Consider the following 23928-nt stretch of genomic DNA (forward strand, 5'->3'; position numbering starts at 1 on the left):
GCTGTTGTCAGCCCAGAGCCTGGAATTCGACGCGCCGATTTTCATCGGCACGGGTGTTTTCCTGATTGAAGGGTGCAGTTTCGCCCATGCCGATGGCCTTGAGCATATCCTCGGGCACGCCGCAGGAGCTGATCAGGTGGCGGCGCACTTCCTGCGCGCGCAGCAGCGACAGGCGCTCGTTGTAAGCCGCCGAACCGGAGCTGTCGGTGTGGCCGATGATCTGGAACACGGTGCCGTCAAGCGCTTTCATCGATGCGCACATGTTGGCCAGCTTCGGTTCCTGGTCCGCGCGCAGGGCAGCGCTGTCGAAATCAAAGGAGATCTGGACGTTGATCTGGGTCTGGCGGTCGACTGGATTGTATTCCTCCGCCGCGGCGGCAACGGTCGCGGTTTCCTCTGCCGTGTTCTCAGCCGCGCCCGCGCTGCTGGGCACGATCACCAGGCCGCGGGTTTTCTGCTTCTTGAAGGCTTCGGTGATTTCCTCGACCGAAAGTTCGCCGCTGTTCGACTGCGCCTGCGCCAATGGAGCGAAAATCAGCCCGGCCCCCAGAACACTTGCAAAAATTCCTTTCAGGCGGATCATGCTCGGCGCCCTCCCCTACCGTTTCAACATTGCGGGCAGTTTATACCAGCACCTGCAGCCTGCCAATGGCGGGCGGCGGCCAGCCCGGGAAAAAAACACGGTGTTTCCGGCAAGTTGTAAACAGGGGCTTTACTGGCGGCAGGTGAAAGTTTGAAAATAGGCGCGAAACCGGATGGGAGGAAAGATGCGGGTTCTGCCAGCTGTGATTATCGCCATTGGCCTGGTGCTGGCCCCGGCCATCTGGTTCGGGCTCAGCTGGCTGCTGAGCGAAGAGGACTACCAGGGGGCCGGCGGGGTGGATTCTACTGCCCGGATCGAGATCGAGATGCTGCGCCAGCAGGTCGAGGATCTGCAGGCCAGGATGACGGATTTGCAGAACGAAGTCGCCAGCCTGCCCGCGGGAGGGGCAGGCGCCGGCGGCCCTTTCACTGATGATGCGGCCGGCGAGGCCGCGATCTGGAACCAGACCGGCGGCGCCGACCTGGACTATGCCCAGGTGGTGCTGATTGCCGACCGGCTGAACGTGAACCGGGGCCTGCGGGTGACCGGCGGCTCTTATCTGACCGAGAAACTGGGCCGCCCGCGGGAAGATCTGAACGACACCTGCCAGCCGATGACCAACCCGGAGCTGAAGGACAAGCTGGTGACAGAACAGGTCGGGCCGATCCGGGTCAGCATGCTGCGCCCGGCGATCGAAAGCCTGAAAGTGGTGTTCGAGAACATCCGCCAGGCTGATCCGGACCTTTACGCCCGCATCAATACAGCGGGTGCGCTATGTGTGCGCCGGATTCGCGGCACCGCAAATTCGCTGTCCACCCACAGCTATGGCCTGGCGGTGGATCTCAACATCGACGGCAAGCTGGACAATTTCACCGACGGCAAGACCCAGCTGGGCCTCACCATCATGGCTGATTTCTTCTACGATCAGGGCTGGGTCTGGGGCGCCGGGTTCCGGCGCGAGGACAGCATGCATTTTGAAATCAGCCGCCGCCAGCTGGATGAATGGCTGGCGAACGGGCTTCTGTAAGCCGCTTTGCAGCCTGCGGTCAGGCCGACCGCAGCAAGACCTTGCTGGAGTCGATTGCCGCCGCAATCCGCTGGTAGCGCACCACCGACCTGGTGGGCGAGCTTTCAGCCGAACGCAGCAGTTTGGTCTGGGTTTCTTCCAGCACGGCCAGCGCCTGGGCAACCGCGGTTGCCTGCCGTTCCGGTGCCACCGCCACAATCGGACGGTGTGACCGGTCTGTGCTGTTCAGGGACCGTGCCTTGCCTCGCGGCCGCGACGGGTCGCGGTTCTCCCGCGCGATCTGCCGCAGATCCCGGGCTGTCTCCTGCAGGATTGCGCGCAGGGGCTCATGCCCGGGCAGGCCTGCCAGGTCTTTCTCCAAGGCTTCAAAGCGTTCCGCCAGGCAGTCGATCAGATAGGGGCCCACGATGCCGCACAGGTCCTGGAACCCAGCGACGCGGTCCACCACTTCATCGGCTGACCGGACGCGGTCAATAAAGTGCCGTCCGCTGCCAGTGGAACCTCCGAAGGTACTGCCTTCGCCTTCACCGCCGCCATCGCGGCCGCCATTGCCGCCATTACCGCCGCTGCCACCGCGTGAGCCGACTCCGCTAGCGCCGCCGTCACCGCCGCCGTCACCGCCGCCGTCACCGCCGCCGCCGTCACCGCCGCCGCCGTCACCGCCGCCATCGCCGCCGCCGCCGTCACCGCCGCCATCGCCGCCGCCATCGCCGCCGTCACCGCCGCCATCGCCGCCGCCGCCATCACCGCCGCCATCGCCGCCGTCACCGCCGCCATCGCCGCCGCCGCCATCACCGCCGCCATCGCCGCCGCCATCGCCGCCGCCGTCACCGCCGCCATCGCCGCCGCCGTCACCGCCGCCATCGCCGCCGCCGTCGCCGCCGCCGTCACCGCCGCCGTCACCGCCGCCATCACCAGCGCCGCCTCCTCCGCCATAGCCGCCGGCGGCTTGGCTATCCAAGGGTGTGTTCAGGAAACAGGTGAGCAGGACGAGGAACAAAGCACGATGTAACATCGGCTTGAAGTAGCCCGGTTATCCCTCCAGTCCATAGGCTTGGCGGATTCCGCGCTGGGTTCCTGGGCCGAAATCCCCGTCAATCGCGCCGGCGTAAAAGTTGTTCTCCTTCAGCTTCTGCTGCAAGGCGCGACGAGTTTCGGGCGTGAACATCTTCGGCCGTTCGCTGAGCAGGTTCAGCACGTCGGAACTCCCGCTGCGCAGCGCTGCGTAAAGGTAATGCGCTGAATCTGCAGGACCTTTCGACGGTATCAGACCATCGTCGATCAGCGCTGCAAAATTGAACTGCGCCTGCGGATGACGCAGGTCGGCAGCCCGCTCAAAGAAGGTCAGCGCCTTTTTCGGGTTGGAAGGCAGGCCCAGCCCGCCCTGATAGTGCAGGAAACCGAGATCGTTGATTGCATCGGCAAAATCCTGGGCCGCGGCGGCCTGGTACAGTTCCAGCGCCCTGGGCTGATCGACTTCCACGCCGGTGCCGCGCTCATACAGCTTGGCCAGCTCGAACTGGGCCTCGGGCGAGCCCGCATCGGCGGCCCGCTGCAGGAAATCCACTGCCGCCTTGGGGTCGAACCGGCCTTCATTCGGGTTCAAGCGGATATAGGCAAGACCCAGCATCGAGCGGGTGTCGCCCAGTTCGGCCAGTGCCAGCAGCTGCTCCTCCTGGTCGGGCTTTAGCGCTGCCCATGCAGCAGAGGCATCGGCAACCGCCACCGGGGCGTCATTCTCGCCGGGGCCGGCCAGATAGAACGGCACGCCGGTCAGCGAGCCGTAAGTATGCGGCTCCTGCAGGTTGGCGGTGCTCTGCAGCACCTGGTCGCGCACCTGGCGGAACATCAGGCTGATCTCCAAACCCGGCTGCACCATTTTCTCCATCAGCGCGGTGGCATAGGGCGAGTTGCTGCCGCTGCCGTCCAGCGCCACCTGGCCGTCCTTGGCGGCAAAGGCCACAAGAGTGCCGCGGTCCGGATCGGCAGGCGCCATGCCGCCGCCGCCGCGGGTTGCTTGCCCGGTATCGGCGGTCTGGCCGCTGCTCTGATCAAGGGCAATAGAGTCGCCCAGCGGGTTGTCGCGGCAGCTGTCGAGGATCACGATCCGCATCTTGCGGGCCCGGTCCACCGCATCCAGCAGCTGTTTCAGCGACAGCGACTGGCGCTGCACATCGCGGTTGCTGGCCACTTTGGCGTCAGCGGGGATCAGGAAATTCTCGCCCTGCACCTCGATCCCGTGGCCGGCGAAATAGACCAGCGCCAGATCGGCGACCTCGGAGCGGAAGGCGAAATCATCCAGCAGCTGTTCCATTTCAGAGGTGCCCGGATCCAGCGCCAGGCTGACGTCGAAGCCGATCCCTTCCAGCGTGTCCGCCATCGCAACCGCATCGTTGCGGGTATTCTCCAGTGGCGGCAGGTGCTGGTATTCCGCCACCCCGATAACCAGAGCAATGCGGTCGCTGGCAGCCTGCGCCCCTGCCGCAAGCAGAAGGCAGGTTGTGAAAATCAAGGGTTTGAAAAGAAAAGACATGCGGATACCCGGGGTGGCAGTTTCTGCTGGACCCAATGTAATCCGCCGCGGCGTCAAAGAAAAAGGAAATTCGCCGCGCCCGCGGCGCAGCAGGGCCCCGCCCCCGAAGGGGCGGAGCCTTGTGATATCAGGTGCTGGCCATGCTGCTGGCCGAACGCAGCCGGTCGCGCAGCTTTTCCAGAGTGACCCCGGCCGCAGCGGCCGGCAGGTCCGCGGGGCCGGCCTCGTCAACCTGGGCCTGAACCCGCCGGTAGAACCCGGAGAGCCCCGACAGGGTCTGGATCACCAGGTCGAAGTCCTGCAGCGATCGCAGCTCCTGGCTGGTCGGGGCGGTGCCCCGCTCCAGCACATCCAGGACGACGTCCTCCAGCGCTTGCATCTGGCTGCGCAGCTGCTCCATTTCCCAGGCCGATGCGGCGCACAGTTCGCCCAGGGCTTTGTCGGGACGTTCCATGATCAGAGCCGCCCGACGACCTGTTCGATGGCCTGCTTCATGGTTGCCACCGTGAACGGCTTGCGGATGATGTTGTTCAGGCCAAGCTGCTTGCCCACCTGGATGATTTCCGGTGTCGGCTTGCCGGTGACCAGGATGAAGCCGACGCGCTGCGTCACCTGGTGGCTGCGCAGCGCCTTCAGCAGTCCCAGCCCGTCCATGCCCGGCATGTTGTAGTCCGACAGCACCAGGTGCACCGGGGTCTGGGTCAGCTTCTGGTAGGCGGACTGGCCGGCGTTTTCGACCATGTAGTTCTTGATGCCGATCTCATCCAGGCTTTGTGTGATGATCCCCCGGCTCGTCGACATGTCATCGACAACCATGACGCGGAGAGAGTCTTTCAAGCTCATTTTTGTTTCCTTCTGCTCTGCTTGCAGCCGTGGACAGGGTTACCTGCCAGCGGGTGAGTTGACATAAGTGGTGATCCCGGCCGTCTTCAGGTGCTGCGCAGCCGGGCCAGACATGCGCTCGGAGTGACCGATGAAGAGGGTGCCGCCCGGGTTCAGGGCATTCTGGAAGGCGCTCCAGACTTTCTGCTGGGTCGGGTTGTCGAAATAGATTGCGACATTCCGGCAGAAGATCGCATCGAATTTGCCCCGGAACGGGAACGGTTCGATCAGGTTCAGCACCCCGAAGGTGATCAGCTGGCGCAGGCTCTCCGGCAGCCGCCCGTCCGGATCGCGCTTGGGCACCAGCTTGCTGTATTTCGCATCGATCTGGGCCAGCTCGTCCTCGGGGTATTTGGCCGCCTGGGCATGGCGCACCACCACCGGGTCGATGTCCGTGCCCAGGATCTTGATGTCCAGCTTGGCCGCTTCCGGACAGACATCCAGCAGCGTCATCGCGATCGAATAGGGCTCCTGCCCGTTGGAGCAGCCCGCCGACCACAGCCGCACCCGGCCGCCGCGCCGGGCCTGTTCCACCAGCGGCGGCAGCACCTCGTTGCGCAGGGTTTCGAAATGATGCGGCTCCCGGAAGAAATGGGTCACATTGGTGGTCAGCAGCGACAGCAGCCCGCTGCGCTCCTGGTCGGCATTGGGGCCGTCCAGGCTGGCGAGGTAGTCCTTGAAATTGGTGATGTTGCGCTGGCGCAGCTTGCGGGCCAGGCGCGACGACACCAGCGGCTTCTTGCTTTTCGCCATCGCCAGGCCGAAGTGCTTGTGCGCGAACTGCGCAATCGCTTCGAATTCCTGGTCGCTGAGCGTGAAGCTGCCGGCCGGGGCAGTGATGGTTCCTTCTGCGCTCACGGCATCACCTGCTCCGGCGCTGAGATCACCGCATCCAGGTTGATGATGCGCACCATGGTGTCATCATGCGAGATGATGCCCTGGATGTACTCCATCGTGTTGCGGCTATCCACCGGCGGGGTGTCCTGGATGTCGTCCGGGTTGATCGAGATGATCTCGGAGACCGACTCGGCCAGCAGGCCGACCGGCTTGCCGTGCACCGAGACGACAATGACCACGTTGCGCTCGCTGGCTTCGGTCTGCTGCAGGCCGAACCGGGCGGAGAGGTCGTAGATCGGGATCACCGCGCCGCGCAGGTTCATCACCCCCAAAACGTCGGCCGGGGCATGCGGCAGGATGGTCACCGGCGACCAGCGCCGGATCTCCCGGATCTGGGTGATCTTCAGGCAGAAGGCCTGCCCGGCCACAGTGAAGCTGACAAACTCGCTGTGTTCAGCGTGTTTCACTTCCTGATCAGATTGCTTCACTTCAGCTTGCATTGCTCATTCTCCGCTCGGTGTCAAAGGCGGCCGCAGTGGGCGAGGCCGCAATGATGCTTTCAGGGTCCAGGATCATGGCAATCTTGCCGTCGCCCAGGATGGTGGCCGCGGCGACGCCGGGGATTTCCCCGCAGACGCCGTCCAGGCTCTTGATCACCACCTGGCGCTGATCGTGGATGTCATCGACTGCCAGCGCGCAGCGCTGGCCGGTTTCGGTTTCCACCAGCAGGTAGACGCCGGCCTGCTGATCGCTTTCGCGGTAGAGGCCCAAAGCGCCGGCGACATCGCAGATCGGCACGAAGTTGCCGCGGATCGACAGCAGGGTACCATCGGCGCCCAGGCTGTTGATCATGTCGTCGCTGCCGCGCATGGTTTCGACGATCGAGGTGATCGGCACCACCATGGTCTGATCGGCCACCGACACCACCATGCCGTCCATCACCGCCAGGGTCAGCGGCAGGATGATGGTGAAGGTGGAACCCTTGCCCGGGGCGGAAGAGATGTTGATGCGCCCGCCAAGGCCGGTCACCGCATTCTTGACAACATCCATGCCGACGCCGCGGCCGGACAGGTTGGAAATCTCCTTGGCCGTCGAGAAACCCGGTGCAAACAGCAGGTTGTCGATTTCGCCGTCGGTCAGCTCTGCGTTCTCCGGGATCAGCCCTTTTTCGATCGCGATCTGCTTGACCCGCGGGCGGTTCACGCCGGCGCCGTCGTCCTTGATCTCGATGCAGACACTGCCGGAGCGGTGCGATGCCGACAGCCGGATTTCACCGGTTTTCGACTTGCCAGCCGCCTCGCGGTCATCGGGATTTTCGACGCCGTGGTCGACCGCGTTGCGCAGGATGTGCGTCAGCGGGTCGGACAGCCGTTCGATCACCGTCTTGTCGACCTCGGTGTTCTCGCCTTCGGTGACCAGCTTGCAGGTCTTGCCAGTGGCGGCAGAGGCCTCGCGGACGATCCGCGCCATGCGCTGGAACAGCGGCTTCACCGGCTGCGCACGGATGGCCATGACGCCTTCCTGGATGTCGCGCGCCAGGTTCTTGAAGCCTTCCAGCTCGGTCTCGACGTCCCGGGTGTCGGGCACGTTGAGATTGGCGATCTGCTGGGCCAGCATCGAATGGTTGATGATAAGCTCCCCGACTGCGTTGATCAGCCGGTCCACCCGCTCAAGCTCGACACGGAGCGTGGGCTTGGGACCGCCGCGCTGCTCCTGTTTGCCGCTCTCGGCTTTCGGGGCCGATGCCTTTTCCTCGGCGGCTGCCGGCTTGGCTTCGGGTTCAGGTGCGGGGACCGGCGCTTCAAAAGGGGCGGCAGGGGTGTCCCCGTCTGCAGCCTCAGCGGCGGGCGGCGCGGCGAACATCGCATCGAGCGCGGCCAGCGCATTGGCTTCCGCCTCTGCATCGCCGTCGCCTGCGATCGACAGCTCGCACAGGCCTTCGACAAATTCGAACACCGCTTCGACCACCGAGCGCGGCTCCTTGGTGACCAGCACTAGGTCCCAGGCCAGATAGCTTTCGCCCATGTCCATCGCGTCGAAACCGGGCAGCTCGTTCTCGTCCAACTGGACGGTCAGCTCCCCCATGTCCTTCAGCGCTTGGAACAGGAAGAACGGCTCGTTTCCGGTGCCGTACATTTCCTTCAGCGGCTGGAAGCGGATCCGGTAGGTCTCCTCCTGCGGCACTGCCGGGGCGGCGCCGAGATCGCCGAGGTCCATCATCGGCGCCGGGCCGCCAAGGCCCATCGGCTCGAAGGTGAGGTCTTCCTCTTCTTCGGGGATGTATTCATCCAGCGCAGCCAGCAGGGTGTCGTGATGCGCCTCGTCGATCTGGCCGCCGTCGCGGGCGGCTTCGACCAGCGCCGACAGATGGTCGCTGGCGCGCAGCAGCAGCTGGATCAGCTTCTCGTCCAGATCCAGCCGGTTCGAGCGCACCTCGTCAAACACGGTCTCGAACCGGTGGGCAAAGGCCACCAGGTCATCGAGGCCGAAGGCCCCGGCGCCGCCCTTGATCGAGTGCACGGCCCGGAAGATCGCGTTGACAACCTCAGGGTCGTGATCGCCTCCTTCGATGGCGGTCAGCCCCTCATCCGTTGCTTCGAGGAGCTCTTCGCACTCCTCAAAGAAGGTATCCTGAATCGACCCCGACATCTTAGGCCGCGGCTCCGGTCACGCGCTTGAGGGCAAAGATCAGCGACGCGTCGTCGAACGGCTTGGTGATCCAGCCGGTGGCGCCGGCGCCGCGGGCGCGGGCCTTCAGCTCCGGTGCGCTTTCAGTGGTCAGCACCAGGATCGGCACCTTGGAGTTGATGCCGTCGCCGCGCAGCTCCTCGATCACGCCGAAGCCGTCGAGGTTGGGCATGTTGATGTCGGTGATCACCACATCCGGCGCCACGTCGGGGTACATGTCCACGCCTTCGCGGCCGTCGACCGCGCAGTGGTATTCAAAGCCGGCTTCTTCCAGGGTTGCGGCCAGCAGATTCCTGATGGTGCGGGAATCGTCGATTGCCAGAACTTTGGTCTTCATGCTGTTTCCTCGTCTTCAAAACGGTTGGGCTCCAGCCCCAGAAGCGTCAGGGACTTGCGGCAGGTTTCGGTGATGTTGGTGACTGAGAAGCCTACCCCCTCGGACCGCCACTGCTGCTCCGCGCCGAGCAGAAGCTGCAGGCAGCGCGACGGCATCAGGGCAACGCCGCGGCAGTCGATTTCAACTGCCTGGGCGCGGGCGCCTTGCAGAAAGGCGATCAGCGGATCCAGCTCCGCGAAAGCGTTTGGCAGGTCCAAAATGTGCTTTTGCGTTTCCGTAGTCATTTTCGGCGATTCGCACCCCCCGTTGTCGGCGATCAGTTCGAGTTCGATGAGGCAATTCTTATGCGGCGGGCCTTAACATTTGATTGCCGCAGCCTGCGCCCGGGCGGGGATTCATAAGGAGGCCCGCGGCAAATCCGCGGCAGAAATAGCGTCAATTTTTATCAGTGGTTTTACGGCCGGCAGAATCACCTGCCGACGCGGCGGCAGGCGTGTTTTTGGCACCGCGCACAGCCTGCGGATGCATCTTTACCGGACCTTCAGAAAGTGACGCCGGAGCGCGGCAGAATCCGGCGGTTTTCTGCACCGAAATGCGGCAGGCAGCCTGCCCCGTAAGCGGCAAATTAACATATGCGCCGCAATCTGGCTGGCATCACTTTTGCGGTGGCCTAGACCGCATTGCTCTTAGGAGGACGGAATGAAAGCGTTCAAATCGCTCAAGCTGGCACATAAATTGCCGCTGTTTGTTGTTGGGTTCGGTGTGCTTGTGACGGCGATTCTCGTCACCATCAGCACCATCAGTTTCCAGCGCAGCGCCGAACAAAATGCCGAGGACCAGTTCCGGTCCATGGTGGCGGACCGGAAATACTCGGTCCAGACTCTGCTGACAGGGATCCGTGCGGATGTGCAGACCCTGGCCGCGGTGCCCTCCACGGCGACTGCCATCGAATGGCTGACGATGACCTGGAATGACCTCGACGGGAACCCGGGCCAGATCCTGCGCCAGGCCTATATCGGCGACAACCCGAACCCGGTCGGGCAGAAGCATCTGCTGCTGCGCGGCAAGGGTGAGTCGCCGTACCACATGCATCACGAGACCTTTCATCCGGCCTACAAGACCCTGATCGAAAGCAAGGGCTACTATGACGCCTTCCTGATCAACCTCGCGGGCGACATCGTCTACTCGGTGTTCAAGGAAAACGACTTCGGCACCAACATGATGACCGGCCCGTTCAAGGATTCAGGCCTGGCCGATGTTTACCGCAGCGCGCTGGAAGGCAGCCGCGGCGAGGTGTTCTTTGCCGACATGATGCCTTATGCGCCCTCTGGCGGTGCAGCAGCGGCTTTTGCGGCCTCGCCGGTTGTGAATGACGCCAACCTCACCGTCGGTGTGCTGGCAGTGCAGATCCCGGTGGACCTGCTGGGCGCCATCGTCAACAACGAGCAGGGCATGGGCGGCACCACCCAGATCTATCTGGCGGGTGAGGACATGCTGGCGCGGACCAACTCCCGGTTTGAAGGCGGCTTTGACGTGCTGTCGCAGCTGCCGGACACTGAGCAGGTGCAGAAAGCCTTTGACGGAGAATCCCATGTTCTGCGCGGCGTAAGCGGTCTCAACGGTCAAAAAGTTCTGGCCTATTCCGAGCCGCTGCCGCTGGCCTTCGCCAACTGGGCAATCATTGCCGAACAGGACTGGGCGGAACTGATGGCGCCGGCGGCCGAGAAGCGCAACATGCTGCTGCTGGCATCGCTGATCTGCGCCGGCGGCATGTCGATCTTCGGCTGGCTGTTCGCGCGGTCTGTGACCAAACCGATCGACCGGATCTGCGCCGATATGGAGGCGGTGTCCTCCGGCGAGCTGGACATTGAGGTCGCGGCAGCCGGGCGCGGCGACGAGATCGGCAAGATCGGCAAGACGCTGGTGTCGATGCAGGACGACCTGAAGCTGGCCCGCGCCGCCGAGGAGGAGCGCGCCGAGATGCAGCGCCAGCAGCAGCAGGTGGTCGAAAGCCTGAGCAGCGGCCTGGTGCAGCTCGCCGGCGGCGATTTCTCGCAGCCGATCACCTCTGCCTTCCCGGCGGAATACGAGCAGCTGCGGCAGAACTTCAACAGCACCGTCAGCAACCTCAGCGCCACCGTGCAGCAGGTGATCGAGGCCTCCGGCAGCATCCGCAACGGCGCCGCCGAGATCAGCCAGGCCTCCGACGACCTGTCGCACCGCACCGAAAGCCAGGCGGCGACGCTGGAGCAGACCGCGGCGGCGCTGGACGAGCTGACGGCCTCGGTGAAATCCGCCGCCGACGGCGCCCGCAGCGTCGAGGCGACCATGGCCGAGGCCCGCACCGAGGCGGAGAACAACCGCGAAGTGGTGCAGAGCGCGGTCTCGGCGATGACCGAGATCGAGCAGTCCTCGAACCACATCAGCCAGATCATCTCGGTGATCGACGACATCGCCTTCCAGACCAACCTGCTGGCGCTCAATGCGGGCGTCGAGGCGGCGCGGGCGGGCGAGGCCGGCAAGGGCTTTGCGGTGGTGGCCAGCGAAGTGCGCGCCCTGGCGCAGCGCTCCTCGGATGCGGCGATGGAGATCAAGACGCTGATTTCCGACAGCTCCAAGCAGGTGGAGCGCGGCGTCGACCTGGTCGGCAAGGCCGGCGAGGCGCTGCAGAGCATCGTCGAGCAGGTAACCCATATCTCGCAGCTGGTCTCCGGCATTGCCGAAGGCGCCGCGGAGCAGTCCACCGGCCTCAACGAGATCAACACCGGCGTCACCCAGCTCGATCAGGTCACCCAGCAGAACGCGGCGATGGTGGAAGAGGCCACCGCGGCGGGCCACATGCTGAACACCGATGCCGCCAAGCTGGCCGAGCTGGTGGCGCATTTCCGGGTCTCCGGCGGGACCCTGACGGCCCGCCCGGCGGCGGCCGCCAAGCCTGCCCCCGCCGCCAGGCCGGCGCCCTCGGCGCACGGCGAGGACGACTGGCAGATCGAGGCCAGCCCGGCCCCCGCCGCCGCCGCGAACGGCAACGCCGCCCGCGATCTCTGGCAGGACTTCTAAGGCCAGCCGCTGTTGGGCGCCGGTCCGCCGGCGCCAAACCGCTGCCCCTGCAGGTTTCGCACGGGGCGATGGATGTTGCGGCAATTCCTGCAGCGGGAGAACCGGCCAGCGGGCAGCTAAACTGCCGTACACCGCCCCAAATGGCAAAGCTGCAGAAAACCCGGGCCGGGCCCCCGTCTGGTCCTGCACCAGCAGCCGCTCCGCCCCTTCATTTAGTACAAATTTTCAACAGTCTGGCGGCGCCAGAACCGGTGGCGACCGGCGGCCTCCCGCCACATAAAGTTTTCGCAAATTCCTGCGGACCACCGCATAGGCACCGCAAAATAAGGCAAGCATCTGCAATTACTTAGTTTTCTTTAAGTAAATCCCCTCAGATAATAAACCTTAAAGAGATGCGTATGGCTAAACACTACCTATGGGTGTAGATCTCTGTCTAATCCCGGATCCGGGAACAGTGCAAATTTAAAGGGGTATCTGGATGAACAACAACCATTTTACGGACGTGGCCGCACCGCCGTTCATGCAGCCCGTCGTCCTGAACATCCTGTCGGTTGATGACGACGAGATTGACAGGCTGCGCCTGAAGAAGCTGTGCCGGAAGGCCGGGATGGAGGCTGAATTCTTTGAAGCTGCCAATCTGGATGAAATGAGCCTGCTGCTTGACCGGGAGCAGTTCGACCTGGTGTTCCTGGACCATAACCTGGGCATGGACACCGGCCTGGACGCGCTGAAGCTGCTGCTGACCCATGAAGAGCAGGTTCAAGCGGTTCCCATCATGCTGACCAGCGTCACCAGCTATTCCATTGCTGTCGAGGCGATGCGGCGGGGCTGCGCGGATTACATCGTCAAGGAAGAACTGTCCACGGACGCCCTGATCAAATCCATTGCCTCGGCCATCGAACGGCGGGCGCTTTACGGCCAACTGTCCAGCGCGCGGGCATCGGAAAAGGAGCTGAAACGGATCTTCCAGCGCTTCATCGTTGGCTGCGGCCCCGACCTCAGGCTGCTGCTGAGCCGGACACTTGCGGGGGTCCGTGTGGTCAAGTCGCAGGCACGGCAGGATGACAGCGTGCCGCCATCAGTACTGTCGGATGTCTCGATGCTTGAGCGCAGCTGCAAGGACCTGGTGGCGTTCATGGACGATCTGGACAGCGTGATCGAGGACACCCGGCACGTTACCGCCCGCGTTTCACCGAACCTGCTTCAATAGCGGCCTGCGGCTGCCGGCAGCCTGTCAGGCCGCAGCACCGCAGGATTTGCCCGGAGCCCCCTGCCGGGCCAGGCCGCTGAAGCGGCCTGCAACAAGCAATGGAAAAGAGATGCAGCGTTCGCCCACCGCCACCCGTCCCGCCCTTAACATCATCCTGGTGGAGGATGACGACGGCGACGCAAAGGCCCTGCGCCGGGCTTTCGAGCGGGCGAAAATCGCCAATCCGATCACCCGGTTTGTGGACGGGGTCGAGGCACTGGCCTTCCTGCGCGGAGAGATGAGCCAGGTTCCACCGCCGCATTTCGTGGTGCTGAGCGACATCAACATGCCGCGCAAGAACGGTATCGAACTGCTGCGGGAAATCCGTGCCGACCCGGTTCTGCACGACATTCTGTTCATTGTGCTGACGACCTCGGACGACCAGCGCGATATCTCTGACGCCTACGCCAACAATGTCGCCGGCTACATTCTCAAGTCCAAGGCTGGCGAGATGTTTTCCGACCTCATGACAACACTCGACAGCTACTGGCGCATTGTCGAACTGCCAGAAATTCACATTAAGAAGGTATCCGATGACGGCTCTCAACATCCTGATCGTTGACGATGACGCCGGTGACCGGAAACTGATGCGCAGGCTGCTGAAGCAGGTGCACCAGGACGCAAGGATCACCGAAGCTGAAAGCGGGGAACGGGCGCTGAGCCATGCCGGGCGCCCGGCTGATGTGATCTTCCTGGACTACCTCCTGCCGGACGGCACCGGGCTTGATCTGATTTCCCGGCTCAATGAAACCTGGCCGCGGGCGGTTCTGTTCATGACCACCGGCCACGGAGACGAGGAGATTGCAAAAAGCGTCATCCTGGCCGGGGCCAGCGATTACATCCCCAAATCGGCTCTCAGCGCGGAAGCGCTCAAGCGGATGATCGCAAACGGGCTGAATGTCGCGGACATGCGGTGGCGGATCCAGGAACAGCAAAATGAGCTGCGGCTGTTCTCCGACGTGCTGGTTCACGACATGCGGGCGCCGCTGCGGGCGATCAAGTTCCTGAGCGATCAGATCCAGGAGGAGTACCTTGAAGGCGACCTGGACGAGGTTGCCCGGCAGTTCGACCTGATGAAGAAATCCGTGAACAAGACCTCAGAACTGATCGAACGCCTGGCCAGCCATATCAACCCGCACAGCGAAGGCCGGGCAGAGCGTGTCACAGTCGACAGCCTGTTCGACAGCCTGCGTGCGGTTCTGGCGCAGGACCTGGCGGCATCCGGCGCCCGGATCGACTGGCAATCTGGCGGGCTGAGCGTGTTGTGCTTTCCGCCGGAAATCGTCCAGCTGCTGCAGAACCTGATCGGCAACGCCATCAAGTACAGCGGCGGCAGGACACCTGAAATCACCGTGACCGCCGAACCGGCCCATCCGGGCGTGATGATCTCTGTCGCAGACAACGGGATCGGCGTGCCGCCGGAGTACCGGGAAAGGATCTTTGAGCCGTTCAAACGCTTGCAGCGCGGCAGCGAGCAGCCCGGCACCGGCCTCGGTCTGGCAACTTGCGCCAAGATCGCCAAGCGCCACAAGGGGCTGATCTGGTGCGACCTGCAAAGGGAAAACGGCACGACAATCCGTTTCACGATCAGCCTGGACACCAGTCAGGCCCGTGAGCCTGCCTGACTGCGGCGGCGTGTCTTGGCCGACCGAGGCCCGCTGCGGCCCGCTGCCTCTGGCGCACCCGCACCTCAGGGACCAGCCGCCTACCCTTCCAGCGACACCCAGAGGACCCTGGCGTCTTCCTTGCTGACCGAGACACAGCCATGGCCCATGCCGCTGTCGTAATAGACCGAGTCGCCCGGCCCCATGCGCAGCGGCCGGTAGTGTTCGGTGTAGAGGATCAGCTCGCCGCTCAGTACGAACATGAACTCCTCCCCCTGGTGGCGCACCCAATTGTCAAACTCGGTCACATCCCGCGCCTTGATGGTGCTGATATAGGGCACCATGCGTTTGCTGGTCAGCTCGCTGCACAAGAGCTCGTGGTCGTAGGTGGTGGTTTCCTTGTGCTCACCCTCGCCGGTGCGGGTGAAATCCCGGCGCCCGGTGACACCGCTCTGGCTGGACTGCACAAACAGCTGCGGCGTTTCCAGCTCCAGGGTCTGCATCAGGCGGCGGATGATCTCGAAACTTGGGCGGGTCTGGTTATTCTCGATCTTCGACAAGGTGGACCTTCCGATGGCCGCAGCCTTGGCCGCTTCCTCCAGCGTCAGCCCCTTCTCCTTGCGGGCGTCGCGAATCATTTTGCCGAGAATTTCCCCGTCCGGGGCCTCGGCAGTGTCGGGACCCAGTCCTGTTTCTTCAGAGGGAATTGGTTCCATTTATGCGAAATCTCCTGATCCGCAAATACCTTAGCTTTGATGCATCTGCGGGTCAAAATTTCCGTGATCATACTTTTCGTTTGCAAAAGGGAAAAAGTTTCCTATAGGGAACACAGCGTCGCATACGACGGGACACGTGCCGGTCCTGGACCGCTTTTCGGAGGAGAAACCACATGAGTGCATATGATCTGATCGTGATCGGAGCCGGTCCGGGCGGTTATGTCGCAGCGATCCGCGCAGCGCAGCTGGGCCTTAAGGTTGCCTGCGTCGAAGGCCGCGGTTCTCTGGGCGGCACCTGCCTGAACGTCGGCTGCATTCCCTCCAAGGCGCTGCTGACCTCCTCGGGCAAATATGCCGAACTGTCCCACCTTGCCGCGCATGGCATTGCCGTTGAGGGCGCCAGCCTGGATCTGGGCGTGCTGATGGCCCGCAAGGACAAGATTGTCGGTGACCTGACCAAGGGCATCGCCTTCCTGTTCAAGAAGAACGGCGTCGACCACATCGAAGGCTGGGCCAGCATTCCGGCCCCCGGCCAGGTGCAAGTGGGCGACGATACCTACACAGCCAAGAACATTCTGATTGCCACCGGTTCGGAACCCAGCCCCCTCCCTGGCGTGGAGATCGACGAGGTGGACGTGCTGAGCAGCACCGGAGCGCTGGCGCTGGAAGCCGCGCCGGAGCATCTGGTGGTAATCGGCGCCGGCGTGATCGGGCTTGAACTCGGTCAGGTCTGGTCACGCCTTGGTTCCAAGGTGACGGTGGTGGAATACCTTGACCGCATTCTGCCCGGCATTGATGGCGAGATCGCCAAACTGTCCCAGCGCGCACTGAGCAAGCGCGGTCTGAAGTTCCAGCTGGGCCGCGCGCTGAAAGCTGTCGAAAAAGGCGAAAACGGCCTGACCCTGACCGTGGACCGCGTCGGTAAGGACAGCCAGGAGCAGATCGAGGCGGACAAGGTTCTGGTTGCCATCGGCCGCCGCCCGGTGACCCGCGGCCTCGGCCTGGAAGGCCTGGGGGTCTCGATCAACGCACGCGGCTTCATCGAGGTGGATGAAACCTTCCAGACCTCGGTTCCCGGTGTCTATGCCATCGGCGACTGCGTGCCCGGCCCGATGCTGGCGCACAAGGCCGAGGAAGACGGCGTTGCCTGTGTCGAGATGCTGGCAGGCGAACACGGCCATGTGGATTACAACACCGTCCCAGGTGTGGTTTACACCGATCCGGAGGTTGCCTCCGTCGGCCAGACCGAGGAAGCGCTGAAAGAGGCGGGCACCGAGTACATCTCCGGCAAGTTTGCCTTCATGGCCAACTCCCGCGCCCGCTCGACCGGTGAAACTGACGGTGCGGTGAAGGTGCTGGCAACGCCGGAGGGCAAGATCCTCGGCGCCCATATCTGCGGCGCGCATGGCGGCGACCTGATTGCCGAGCTGGTGCTGGCAATGACCAAAGGCGCTACCATCGAGGAAGTTGCACGAACCTGCCACGCGCACCCTGCGATGGGCGAAGCGGTGAAGGAAGCCTGCCTCGACGCGCTTGGCCGCGCCATTCACGCCTAATCCGGAGGTCCGCCAGATGACAATCCAGCTGCGCCCCCGCCACCCCGAAAAGGCCCACAGGGCCGACAGCGCCATCCCGCGCAAACCCCAGTGGATCCGCACGAAAAAGATCGAAAGCGCGGAATACTATGAGACCCGCAAACTGATGCGGGAACATGATCTGGCCACTGTCTGCGAAGAGGCCGCCTGCCCCAACATCGGCGAGTGCTGGTCGAAGCGCCACGCCACCATGATGATCATGGGCGAGATCTGCACCCGCGGCTGCTCTTTCTGCAACGTGACCACCGGCAAGCCGGACACTCTGGATGCGTTCGAGCCGGGCCGGGTGGCAGCGGCGGTCAAGAAGCTGGGCCTGCGCCATGTTGTGATCACCTCCGTAGACCGCGATGATCTGGCGGACGGCGGGGCGGAGCATATCGCCCAGACGATCCGCGCCACCCGCCACCAGAATCCGGGCACCACCATCGAGGTGCTGACCCCGGATTTCCTGGGCAAGGGCGAGGCGGCGCAGACGGTGTTCGAGGCGGCGCCGGATGTGTTCAACCACAACCTGGAAACCGTGCCGCGGCTGTATCCCCGCGTGCGCCCCGGCGCGCGCTATTACACCTCGCTGCGGCTCTTGGATGACGCCAAGCGCGCCAACCCGCAGCTGTTCACCAAGTCCGGCATCATGGTCGGCCTCGGCGAAACACTGGAAGACGTGCGCCAGGTGATGGACGACCTGCGCGCGGCCCAGGTCGATTTCCTGACCGTCGGCCAGTATTTGCAGCCCACCCCCAAACACCACCCGATCGACCGTTTCTGGTCGCCGGAGGAATTTGCGCAACTGGAACAGATCGCGCGCTCCAAGGGCTTTTTGCATGTGTCAGCCACACCGCTGACCCGCTCTTCGTTCCACGCGGATGAAGATTTTACCGCCCTGAAAGAGGCCCGTCAGATGGCCTTGGCAAAGGGCAAATAACCTTAACGCAAGCGGGAGGAGACCCATGGAAGCGTTAAATTCAATCGTAGGAGCCGTAAACGGCGTGGTTTGGGGGCCGATGATGCTGGTCCTCATTCTGGGCGTCGGCTTCTTCCTTCAGGTCGGCCTGAAGTTCATGCCGATCCGGAAACTGGGCATGGGCTTTGGCCTGATGTTCAAGGGCCGTGAAGGCACCGGCGAAGGCCAGATCACCCCGTTCAACGCGCTGATGACCGCGCTGTCGGCCACCATCGGCACCGGCAACATTGCAGGCGTCGCCACCGCCGTGTTCCTCGGCGGCCCCGGCGCGCTGTTCTGGATGTGGATGACCGCGCTGGTCGGCATGGCCACCAAGTATTCCGAGGCCGTCTGCGCCGTGAAATACCGCGAGCGCGACGAAGAGGGCAACTATGTCGGCGGCCCGATGTACTACATCAAGAACGGCCTCGGCGCGAAATGGGCCTGGCTGGGCGTTGCCTTTGCCGTGTTCGGCTCCATCGCGGCCTTCGGCATCGGCAACGGTGTGCAGGCCAACGGCGTGGCGCAAGTGCTGGAAACCAACTTCGGCTTCAACACCTCTGTCACCGGCGTGGTGCTGATGGTGCTGACCGGCGCCGTGATCCTGGGCGGCATCACCCGCATCGGCGCGGTGGCAGGCAAGCTGGTTCCGTTCATGGCGGTCAGCTACATCATTGCAGGCCTGATCGTGCTGGTCGTCAACGCTGACGCCATCGGCTCCGCGTTCGGCCTGGTCTTCACCCATGCCTTCACCCCGTCGGCAGCCGAAGGCGGTTTTGCCGGTGCGGCAGTCTGGGCGGCAATCCGTTTTGGTGTGGCCCGTGGCGTCTTCTCCAACGAAGCAGGCCTGGGTTCCGCCCCGATCGCCCACGCAGCGGCTGAGACCAAAGGTCCGGTCAACCAGGGCCTGATCGCAATGCTGGGCACCTTCATCGACACCATCATCGTCTGCTCGATCACCGGCCTGGCGATCATCGCCTCCGGCGCCTGGACCTCGGGTGAATCCGGTGCGGCGCTGACCTCGCTGGCGTTCGAGACTTCGCTGCCCGGCTTTGGCGGCTACCTGATCGCCATCGCGCTGTCGATCTTTGCCTTCACCACCATCCTGGGTTGGTCCTATTATGGCGAGAAGTGCATGGAGTTCCTGTTCGGTGTGAAGGTCATGCTGCCCTACCGCATCCTGTGGATCGTCGCGATCTACTTCGGTGCCACCGCCGACCTGGGCTTCATCTGGCTGCTGGCTGACACGCTGAACGCGATGATGGCCATCCCGAACCTGATCGCCCTGGCCCTGCTGAGCCCGATCGTCTTCAAGGTGACGAAAGAGTTCTTTGCCACCGGCGGGAAATCGGAAGAAGCCAGCCACGCTGCTGAATAACCTCTCCGGGAGGGCGCGTCCTGCGCCCTCCTCCACCCCGAAACCATACAATTCAAAGGCTGCACAGGATGACCGACGCACCCAAACGCACCCCGCTTTATGACCTGCACGTCGAGCTTGGCGGCAAGATGGTCGACTTCGCCGGCTGGGAAATGCCGGTCCAGTATCCCATGGGCATCATGGGCGAGCACAAGCAGTGCCGCGAAAAGGCCGCGCTGTTCGATGTCTCCCACATGGGCCAGGTGATCCTGCGCGGTGAAAACGTGGGCGAGAAGCTGGAAACGCTCTGCCCGCAGGCCTATGCCGGTCTTAAAGAAGGCAAGGCGCGCTACGGCTTCTTCACCAACGAGGACGGCGGCATCATGGACGACCTGATCGTCTCCAACGCCGGCGACCACTACTTTGTCGTGGTGAACGCCGCCCTGCGCCACCAGGACATTCCGCACATGCGGGCCAACCTGGACGGCGTCGAAGTGACCGAGATCTTCGACCGCGCGCTGGTTGCCGTGCAAGGCCCCAAGGCCGAGGACGTTGTGGGCGAGCTGTGTCCCGCCGCCCGTGAGCTGAAGTTCATGGAAACCACCATTGCCGAGATCGGCGGCGTCGAATGCCGCATCTCGCGCCTGGGCTACACCGGCGAGGACGGCTACGAGATCTCGATCCCGGAAGCCGACGCGATCCGCGTGTCGAAACTGTTCCTGGCCCATGACGACTGCGAGCCCGCAGGCCTGGGCGCCCGCGACAGCCTGCGCCTGGAAGCCGGCCTCTGCCTCTATGGCAACGACATCGACCAGTCGACCTCGCCGATCGAGGCGTCGCTGTCCTGGGCGATCCAGAAGCGCCGCAAGGAAGAAGGCGGCTTCCCCGGGGCTGCCCGCATCCAGAAGGAACTGGCCGAAGGCGCCGCCAAAAAACTCGTCGGCATCAAGCCCGAAGGCCGCGCTCCCGCCCGCCAGGGCGTGGAAATCCAAAGCGAAAGCGGCGATACTCTGGGCGCCATCACCTCTGGCAGCTTCGGCCCCACCGTCGGCGGCCCGGTTGCCATGGGCTACGTTGCGGCAGATCAAAGCGCCGCAGGCACCAAGGTGAACCTCATCATCCGCGGCAAGGCGCAGCCGGCAGAAATCGTCGCCCTGCCATTCGTTACTCAGAACTACAAACGCTAAGACATCATCAGGAGAGTCAACATGGCCACCTATTACTCTGAAGAGCATGAATGGATCACCGTCGAAGGTGACGTGGCAACCCTGGGCATCACCCAGCACGCCGCCGACCAGCTGGGCGAAGTTGTCTTCGTCGAGCAGCGCGAAGCGGGTGAGGAGTTCGAAAAGGGCGGCGAGATCGGCGTCATCGAGTCGGTGAAGGCCGCCTCCGAGATCTATGCGCCGCTGGACGGCGAAGTGATCGAGGTGAACGAAGCCCTGGCCGACAACCCCGGCGCCCTGAACGAAAGCCCGGAAGGCGATGCCTGGATCTACAAGATCAAGCTGTCGGACGCGTCCCAGCTGGACGATCTGATGGATCTGGACGGCTACAAGGCCCTGATCGGCTAAGCTCCCCTTCCCCGCCGGACCGCCCGGCGGGGTCCATTGCCCCTCACAAGGACCCATAGACATGGCCTTCAAACTTACCGATTACGAAGCCTATGACTTCGCCAACCGGCGCCATATCGGCCCGTCTCCGACCGAGATGCGCGATATGCTGCAGGTGATCGGCTTTAAAACCCTGGACGAGCTGATCGACGCCACCGTGCCGCCCGCCATCCGCCAGAAAGAGGCGCTGGACTGGGGTCCGGCAATGACCGAGCGCGACGCCCTCTTCCACATGAAGCAGGTGGCCTCCAAGAACAAGGTGCTGACCTCGCTGATCGGCCAGGGCTACTACGGCACCACCACCCCGGCGCCGATCCTGCGCAACATCCTGGAAAACCCGGCCTGGTACACCGCCTACACCCCCTACCAGCCGGAAATTTCCCAGGGCCGTCTCGAGGCGCTGCTGAACTTCCAGACCATGGTCAGCGACCTGACCGGCCTGGACATCGCCAACGCATCGCTGCTGGACGAAGCCACCGCTGCAGCCGAAGCCATGGCAATGGCGCACCGCGGCTCGCGCTCCAAGGCGAACAACGCGGCCTTCTTCGTCGACAAGAACTGCCACCCGCAGACCGTCGCCGTGATCCAGACCCGCGCCGAGCCCCTGGGCATCGACGTTGTGGTTGCCGATCCGGACGAACTGGACCCGGGCGCGGTCTTTGGCGCGATCTTCCAGTATCCCGGCACCTACGGCCATGTGCGCGATTTCACTCAGGAAATCGAAGCCATCCACGAGCACAAGGGCATCGCCGTTGTTGCTGCTGACATCCTGGCGCTGGCGCTGCTGAAGTCGCCCGGCGAGATGGGCGCTGACATTGCCATCGGCTCCACCCAGCGTTTTGGCGTTCCGATGGGCTATGGCGGCCCGCACGCCGCCTATATGGCAACCACCGACAAGCTGAAGCGCGCCATGCCCGGCCGCATCATCGGCGTGTCGGTCGATGCGCGCGGCAACAAGGCCTACCGCCTGGCGCTGCAGACCCGCGAACAGCACATCCGCCGCGAAAAGGCCAACTCCAACGTCTGTACCGCACAGGCGCTGCTGGCTGTCATCGCGTCGATGTACGCGGTCTACCACGGCCCTGACGGCATCAAGGCAATTGCCCAGTCGGTGCACCGCAAGACCTCGCGCCTGGCCGCAGGCCTCGAGGAGCATGGCTTCAAGGTGCAGCCGGAAGTCTTCTTCGACACCATCACCGTCGAGGTCGGCCCGCTGCAGAAGACTGTCATGGAAGCAGCGGTTGCCCGCGGCGTGAACCTGCGCAAGATAGGCGACAGCCACATCGGCATCTCGCTGGACGAGCAGACCCGCCCGGAAACCATCGAAGCGGTCTGGGGTGCCTTTGGCATCGAGAAGAAAGACGACAGCGTCAAGAACCGCGCCTACCGCCTGCCCGACTATGCGCTGCGTGAAAGCGAATATCTGACCCACCCGATTTTCCACAAGAACCGGGCCGAGGCAGAGATCACCCGCTACATGCGCCGCCTGGCCGACCGCGACCTGGCGCTGGACCGTGCAATGATCCCGCTGGGGTCCTGCACCATGAAGCTGAACGCGACCATCGAAATGATCCCGGTCACCTGGCCGGAATTCGGCAACCTGCACCCCTTCTGCCCGGAAGACCAGGCGCAGGGCTACCACCAGATGATCGCCGATCTGAACGACAAGCTTTGCCAGATCACCGGCTATGACGCGATCTCCCAGCAGCCGAACTCCGGTGCGCAGGGCGAATACGCGGGCCTGCTGACCATCCGCAACTACCACGCGGCCCGGGGCGAAGCGCACCGCAACATCTGCCTTATCCCGACCTCCGCGCACGGCACCAACCCGGCGTCGGCACAGATGGTGGGCTACAGGGTGGTTCCGGTGAAATCGGACGACAGCGGCAATATCGACGTCGCCGACTTCCGCGCCAAAGCCGACGAGCATTCCGCGAACCTGGCGGCCTGCATGATTACCTACCCGTCGACCCACGGCGTGTTTGAAGAAACCGTGCAGGAAGTCTGCCAGATCACCCACGATCACGGCGGCCAGGTCTATATCGACGGCGCCAACATGAACGCCATGGTGGGCCTGGCCCAGCCGGGCAAGATCGGCGGCGACGTTTCGCACCTGAACCTGCACAAGACCTTCTGCATTCCGCATGGCGGCGGCGGCCCCGGCATGGGTCCGATCGGCGTCAAGGCGCACCTGGAAGAGCACCTGCCGGGCCATCCGGAATACGGCACTGCAGTGGGTCCGGTTTCGGCGGCTCCGTTCGGCTCGCCCTCGATCCTGCCGGTCAGCTGGGCCTATTGCCTGCTGATGGGCGGCGCGGGGCTGACTCAGGCGACCAAGGTTGCGATCCTGAACGCGAACTACATCGCAGCCCGTCTCAAGGATGCCTACAAGATCCTCTACACCTCGGAAACGGGCCGTGTGGCGCATGAGTGCATCCTGGACACCCGTCCGCTGGACGAAGAAGGCAAAGTCACCGTTGACGACATCGCCAAGCGTCTGGTCGACTCGGGCTTCCACGCCCCGACCATGTCCTGGCCGGTGGCCGGCACGCTGATGGTGGAGCCGACCGAGTCCGAGCCCAAGGATGAGCTGGACCGCTTCTGCGATGCCATGCTGTCGATCCGGCAAGAGGCGCAGGACATCATCGACGGCAAGATTGACGCCGACAACAACCCGCTCAAGCACGCGCCGCACACGGTGCGCGACCTGGTCGGCGAATGGGACCGCCCCTACAGCCGCGAGCAGGCTTGCTTCCCGCCGGGCAACCTCGGTGTCGACAAATACTGGCCGGTGGTGAACCGGGTGGACAACGCCTATGGCGACCGTCACCTGGTCTGCACCTGCCCGCCGATGTCGGACTACGAAGAAGAGTAAGCCCAGGACGTCCTGGCTTGCTGCCCCGCCGG

The 23928-nt window shown here is 63.7% G+C and carries 23 protein-coding genes; 12 read left to right on the plus strand and 11 right to left on the minus strand.

The features are described from left to right. Positions 1 to 7 precede the first annotated feature (7 nt). Positions 8 to 583, minus strand: coding sequence for an OmpA family protein (locus KUW17_RS14130; protein WP_222480202.1), 576 nt, complete (start codon positions 581 to 583; stop codon positions 8 to 10). Between KUW17_RS14130 and KUW17_RS14135 the strand changes: the two genes are divergently transcribed. Continuing rightward, positions 582 to 737 carry a hypothetical protein gene (locus KUW17_RS14135; RefSeq protein ID WP_222480203.1) on the plus strand — a complete coding sequence of 52 codons (156 nt, stop codon included), beginning with the start codon at positions 582 to 584 and terminating at the stop codon, positions 735 to 737. The genes KUW17_RS14130 and KUW17_RS14135 overlap by 2 nt on opposite strands. A 30-nt stretch (positions 738 to 767) precedes the next feature. Beyond that, complete coding sequence (locus KUW17_RS14140) at positions 768 to 1610, plus strand: M15 family metallopeptidase (RefSeq protein ID WP_222480205.1); 843 nt, start codon at positions 768 to 770, stop codon at positions 1608 to 1610. A gap of 19 nt (positions 1611 to 1629) precedes the next feature. Here KUW17_RS14140 and KUW17_RS14145 read toward each other — a convergent pair whose 3' ends face one another. The 9 genes from KUW17_RS14145 to KUW17_RS14185 form a co-directional block, all read right to left on the minus strand. Further along, positions 1630 to 2571 (minus strand): hypothetical protein, encoded by a 942-nt coding sequence (locus KUW17_RS14145; RefSeq protein ID WP_222480207.1) that lies wholly within the window; start codon positions 2569 to 2571, stop codon positions 1630 to 1632. 72 nt (positions 2572 to 2643) lie between these two features. Further along, entirely contained in the window at positions 2644 to 4143 is a 1500-nt protein-coding gene (locus tag KUW17_RS14150) for a caspase family protein (protein WP_222480209.1), read from the minus strand. 127 nt (positions 4144 to 4270) lie between these two features. Beyond that, the gene (locus KUW17_RS14155) at positions 4271 to 4597 is read right to left on the minus strand and encodes a hypothetical protein (RefSeq protein WP_222480211.1); all 327 of its coding nucleotides are present in this window, start codon (positions 4595 to 4597) and stop codon (positions 4271 to 4273) included. Positions 4598 to 4599: 2 nt separating this feature from the next. After that, complete coding sequence (locus KUW17_RS14160) at positions 4600 to 4986, minus strand: response regulator (protein ID WP_222480213.1); 387 nt, start codon at positions 4984 to 4986, stop codon at positions 4600 to 4602. Between the two features lie 39 nt (positions 4987 to 5025). Further along, on the minus strand, positions 5026 to 5883 hold the full coding sequence (locus KUW17_RS14165; RefSeq protein WP_222480215.1) for a CheR family methyltransferase: 858 nt from the start codon (positions 5881 to 5883) through the stop codon (positions 5026 to 5028). Beyond that, complete coding sequence (locus tag KUW17_RS14170; protein ID WP_222480217.1) at positions 5880 to 6362, minus strand: chemotaxis protein CheW; 483 nt, start codon at positions 6360 to 6362, stop codon at positions 5880 to 5882. The genes KUW17_RS14165 and KUW17_RS14170 overlap by 4 nt, the downstream gene beginning before the upstream one ends. Beyond that, positions 6352 to 8511 (minus strand): chemotaxis protein CheA, encoded by a 2160-nt coding sequence (locus KUW17_RS14175; protein WP_222480219.1) that lies wholly within the window; start codon positions 8509 to 8511, stop codon positions 6352 to 6354. The genes KUW17_RS14170 and KUW17_RS14175 overlap by 11 nt, the downstream gene beginning before the upstream one ends. A 1-nt stretch (position 8512) precedes the next feature. Continuing rightward, positions 8513 to 8887 (minus strand): response regulator, encoded by a 375-nt coding sequence (locus KUW17_RS14180; RefSeq protein WP_222480221.1) that lies wholly within the window; start codon positions 8885 to 8887, stop codon positions 8513 to 8515. Beyond that, positions 8884 to 9171 (minus strand): STAS domain-containing protein, encoded by a 288-nt coding sequence (locus KUW17_RS14185; RefSeq protein ID WP_222480223.1) that lies wholly within the window; start codon positions 9169 to 9171, stop codon positions 8884 to 8886. The genes KUW17_RS14180 and KUW17_RS14185 overlap by 4 nt, the downstream gene beginning before the upstream one ends. A gap of 415 nt (positions 9172 to 9586) precedes the next feature. On the opposite strand from KUW17_RS14185, the gene KUW17_RS14190 reads away from it, so the two are divergent. From KUW17_RS14190 to KUW17_RS14205, 4 genes are all read left to right on the plus strand, one after another. After that, positions 9587 to 11947: a methyl-accepting chemotaxis protein gene (locus tag KUW17_RS14190; protein WP_222480225.1), complete on the plus strand. Its 2361-nt coding sequence runs from the start codon at positions 9587 to 9589 to the stop codon at positions 11945 to 11947. A gap of 478 nt (positions 11948 to 12425) precedes the next feature. Further along, on the plus strand, positions 12426 to 13157 hold the full coding sequence (locus KUW17_RS14195; protein ID WP_261397212.1) for a response regulator: 732 nt from the start codon (positions 12426 to 12428) through the stop codon (positions 13155 to 13157). Positions 13158 to 13266: 109 nt separating this feature from the next. Beyond that, positions 13267 to 13758: a response regulator gene (locus KUW17_RS14200; protein WP_222480228.1), complete on the plus strand. Its 492-nt coding sequence runs from the start codon at positions 13267 to 13269 to the stop codon at positions 13756 to 13758. Continuing rightward, positions 13730 to 14821 carry a sensor histidine kinase gene (locus KUW17_RS14205; RefSeq protein ID WP_222480230.1) on the plus strand — a complete coding sequence of 364 codons (1092 nt, stop codon included), beginning with the start codon at positions 13730 to 13732 and terminating at the stop codon, positions 14819 to 14821. Before KUW17_RS14200 ends, KUW17_RS14205 begins: the two co-directional genes overlap by 29 nt. Positions 14822 to 14901: 80 nt before the next feature. Here KUW17_RS14205 and KUW17_RS14210 read toward each other — a convergent pair whose 3' ends face one another. Beyond that, positions 14902 to 15516 carry a helix-turn-helix domain-containing protein gene (locus KUW17_RS14210; protein ID WP_222480232.1) on the minus strand — a complete coding sequence of 205 codons (615 nt, stop codon included), beginning with the start codon at positions 15514 to 15516 and terminating at the stop codon, positions 14902 to 14904. A gap of 173 nt (positions 15517 to 15689) precedes the next feature. On the opposite strand from KUW17_RS14210, the gene lpdA reads away from it, so the two are divergent. The 6 genes from lpdA (at position 15690) to gcvP (ending at position 23896) form a co-directional block, all read left to right on the plus strand. Beyond that, positions 15690 to 17072, plus strand: coding sequence for a dihydrolipoyl dehydrogenase (lpdA, locus tag KUW17_RS14215; RefSeq protein WP_222480234.1), 1383 nt, complete (start codon positions 15690 to 15692; stop codon positions 17070 to 17072). Between the two features lie 16 nt (positions 17073 to 17088). Next, positions 17089 to 18033 (plus strand): lipoyl synthase, encoded by a 945-nt coding sequence (lipA, locus tag KUW17_RS14220; protein WP_222480236.1) that lies wholly within the window; start codon positions 17089 to 17091, stop codon positions 18031 to 18033. Positions 18034 to 18058: 25 nt separating this feature from the next. Continuing rightward, positions 18059 to 19429, plus strand: coding sequence for an alanine/glycine:cation symporter family protein (locus KUW17_RS14225; protein WP_222480238.1), 1371 nt, complete (start codon positions 18059 to 18061; stop codon positions 19427 to 19429). A gap of 68 nt (positions 19430 to 19497) precedes the next feature. Further along, complete coding sequence (gene gcvT / locus KUW17_RS14230) at positions 19498 to 20595, plus strand: glycine cleavage system aminomethyltransferase GcvT (protein WP_222480240.1); 1098 nt, start codon at positions 19498 to 19500, stop codon at positions 20593 to 20595. A 21-nt stretch (positions 20596 to 20616) separates the two neighbouring features. Continuing rightward, entirely contained in the window at positions 20617 to 20982 is a 366-nt protein-coding gene (gene gcvH, locus KUW17_RS14235; RefSeq protein ID WP_222480243.1) for a glycine cleavage system protein GcvH, read from the plus strand. A 61-nt stretch (positions 20983 to 21043) separates the two neighbouring features. Next, positions 21044 to 23896 carry an aminomethyl-transferring glycine dehydrogenase gene (gene gcvP / locus KUW17_RS14240; protein ID WP_222480245.1) on the plus strand — a complete coding sequence of 951 codons (2853 nt, stop codon included), beginning with the start codon at positions 21044 to 21046 and terminating at the stop codon, positions 23894 to 23896. Positions 23897 to 23928: the final 32 nt, after the last annotated feature.

This window comes from Leisingera aquaemixtae (assembly GCF_019801145.1).
Taxonomy (GTDB): Bacteria; Pseudomonadota; Alphaproteobacteria; order Rhodobacterales; family Rhodobacteraceae; genus Leisingera; species Leisingera aquaemixtae_A.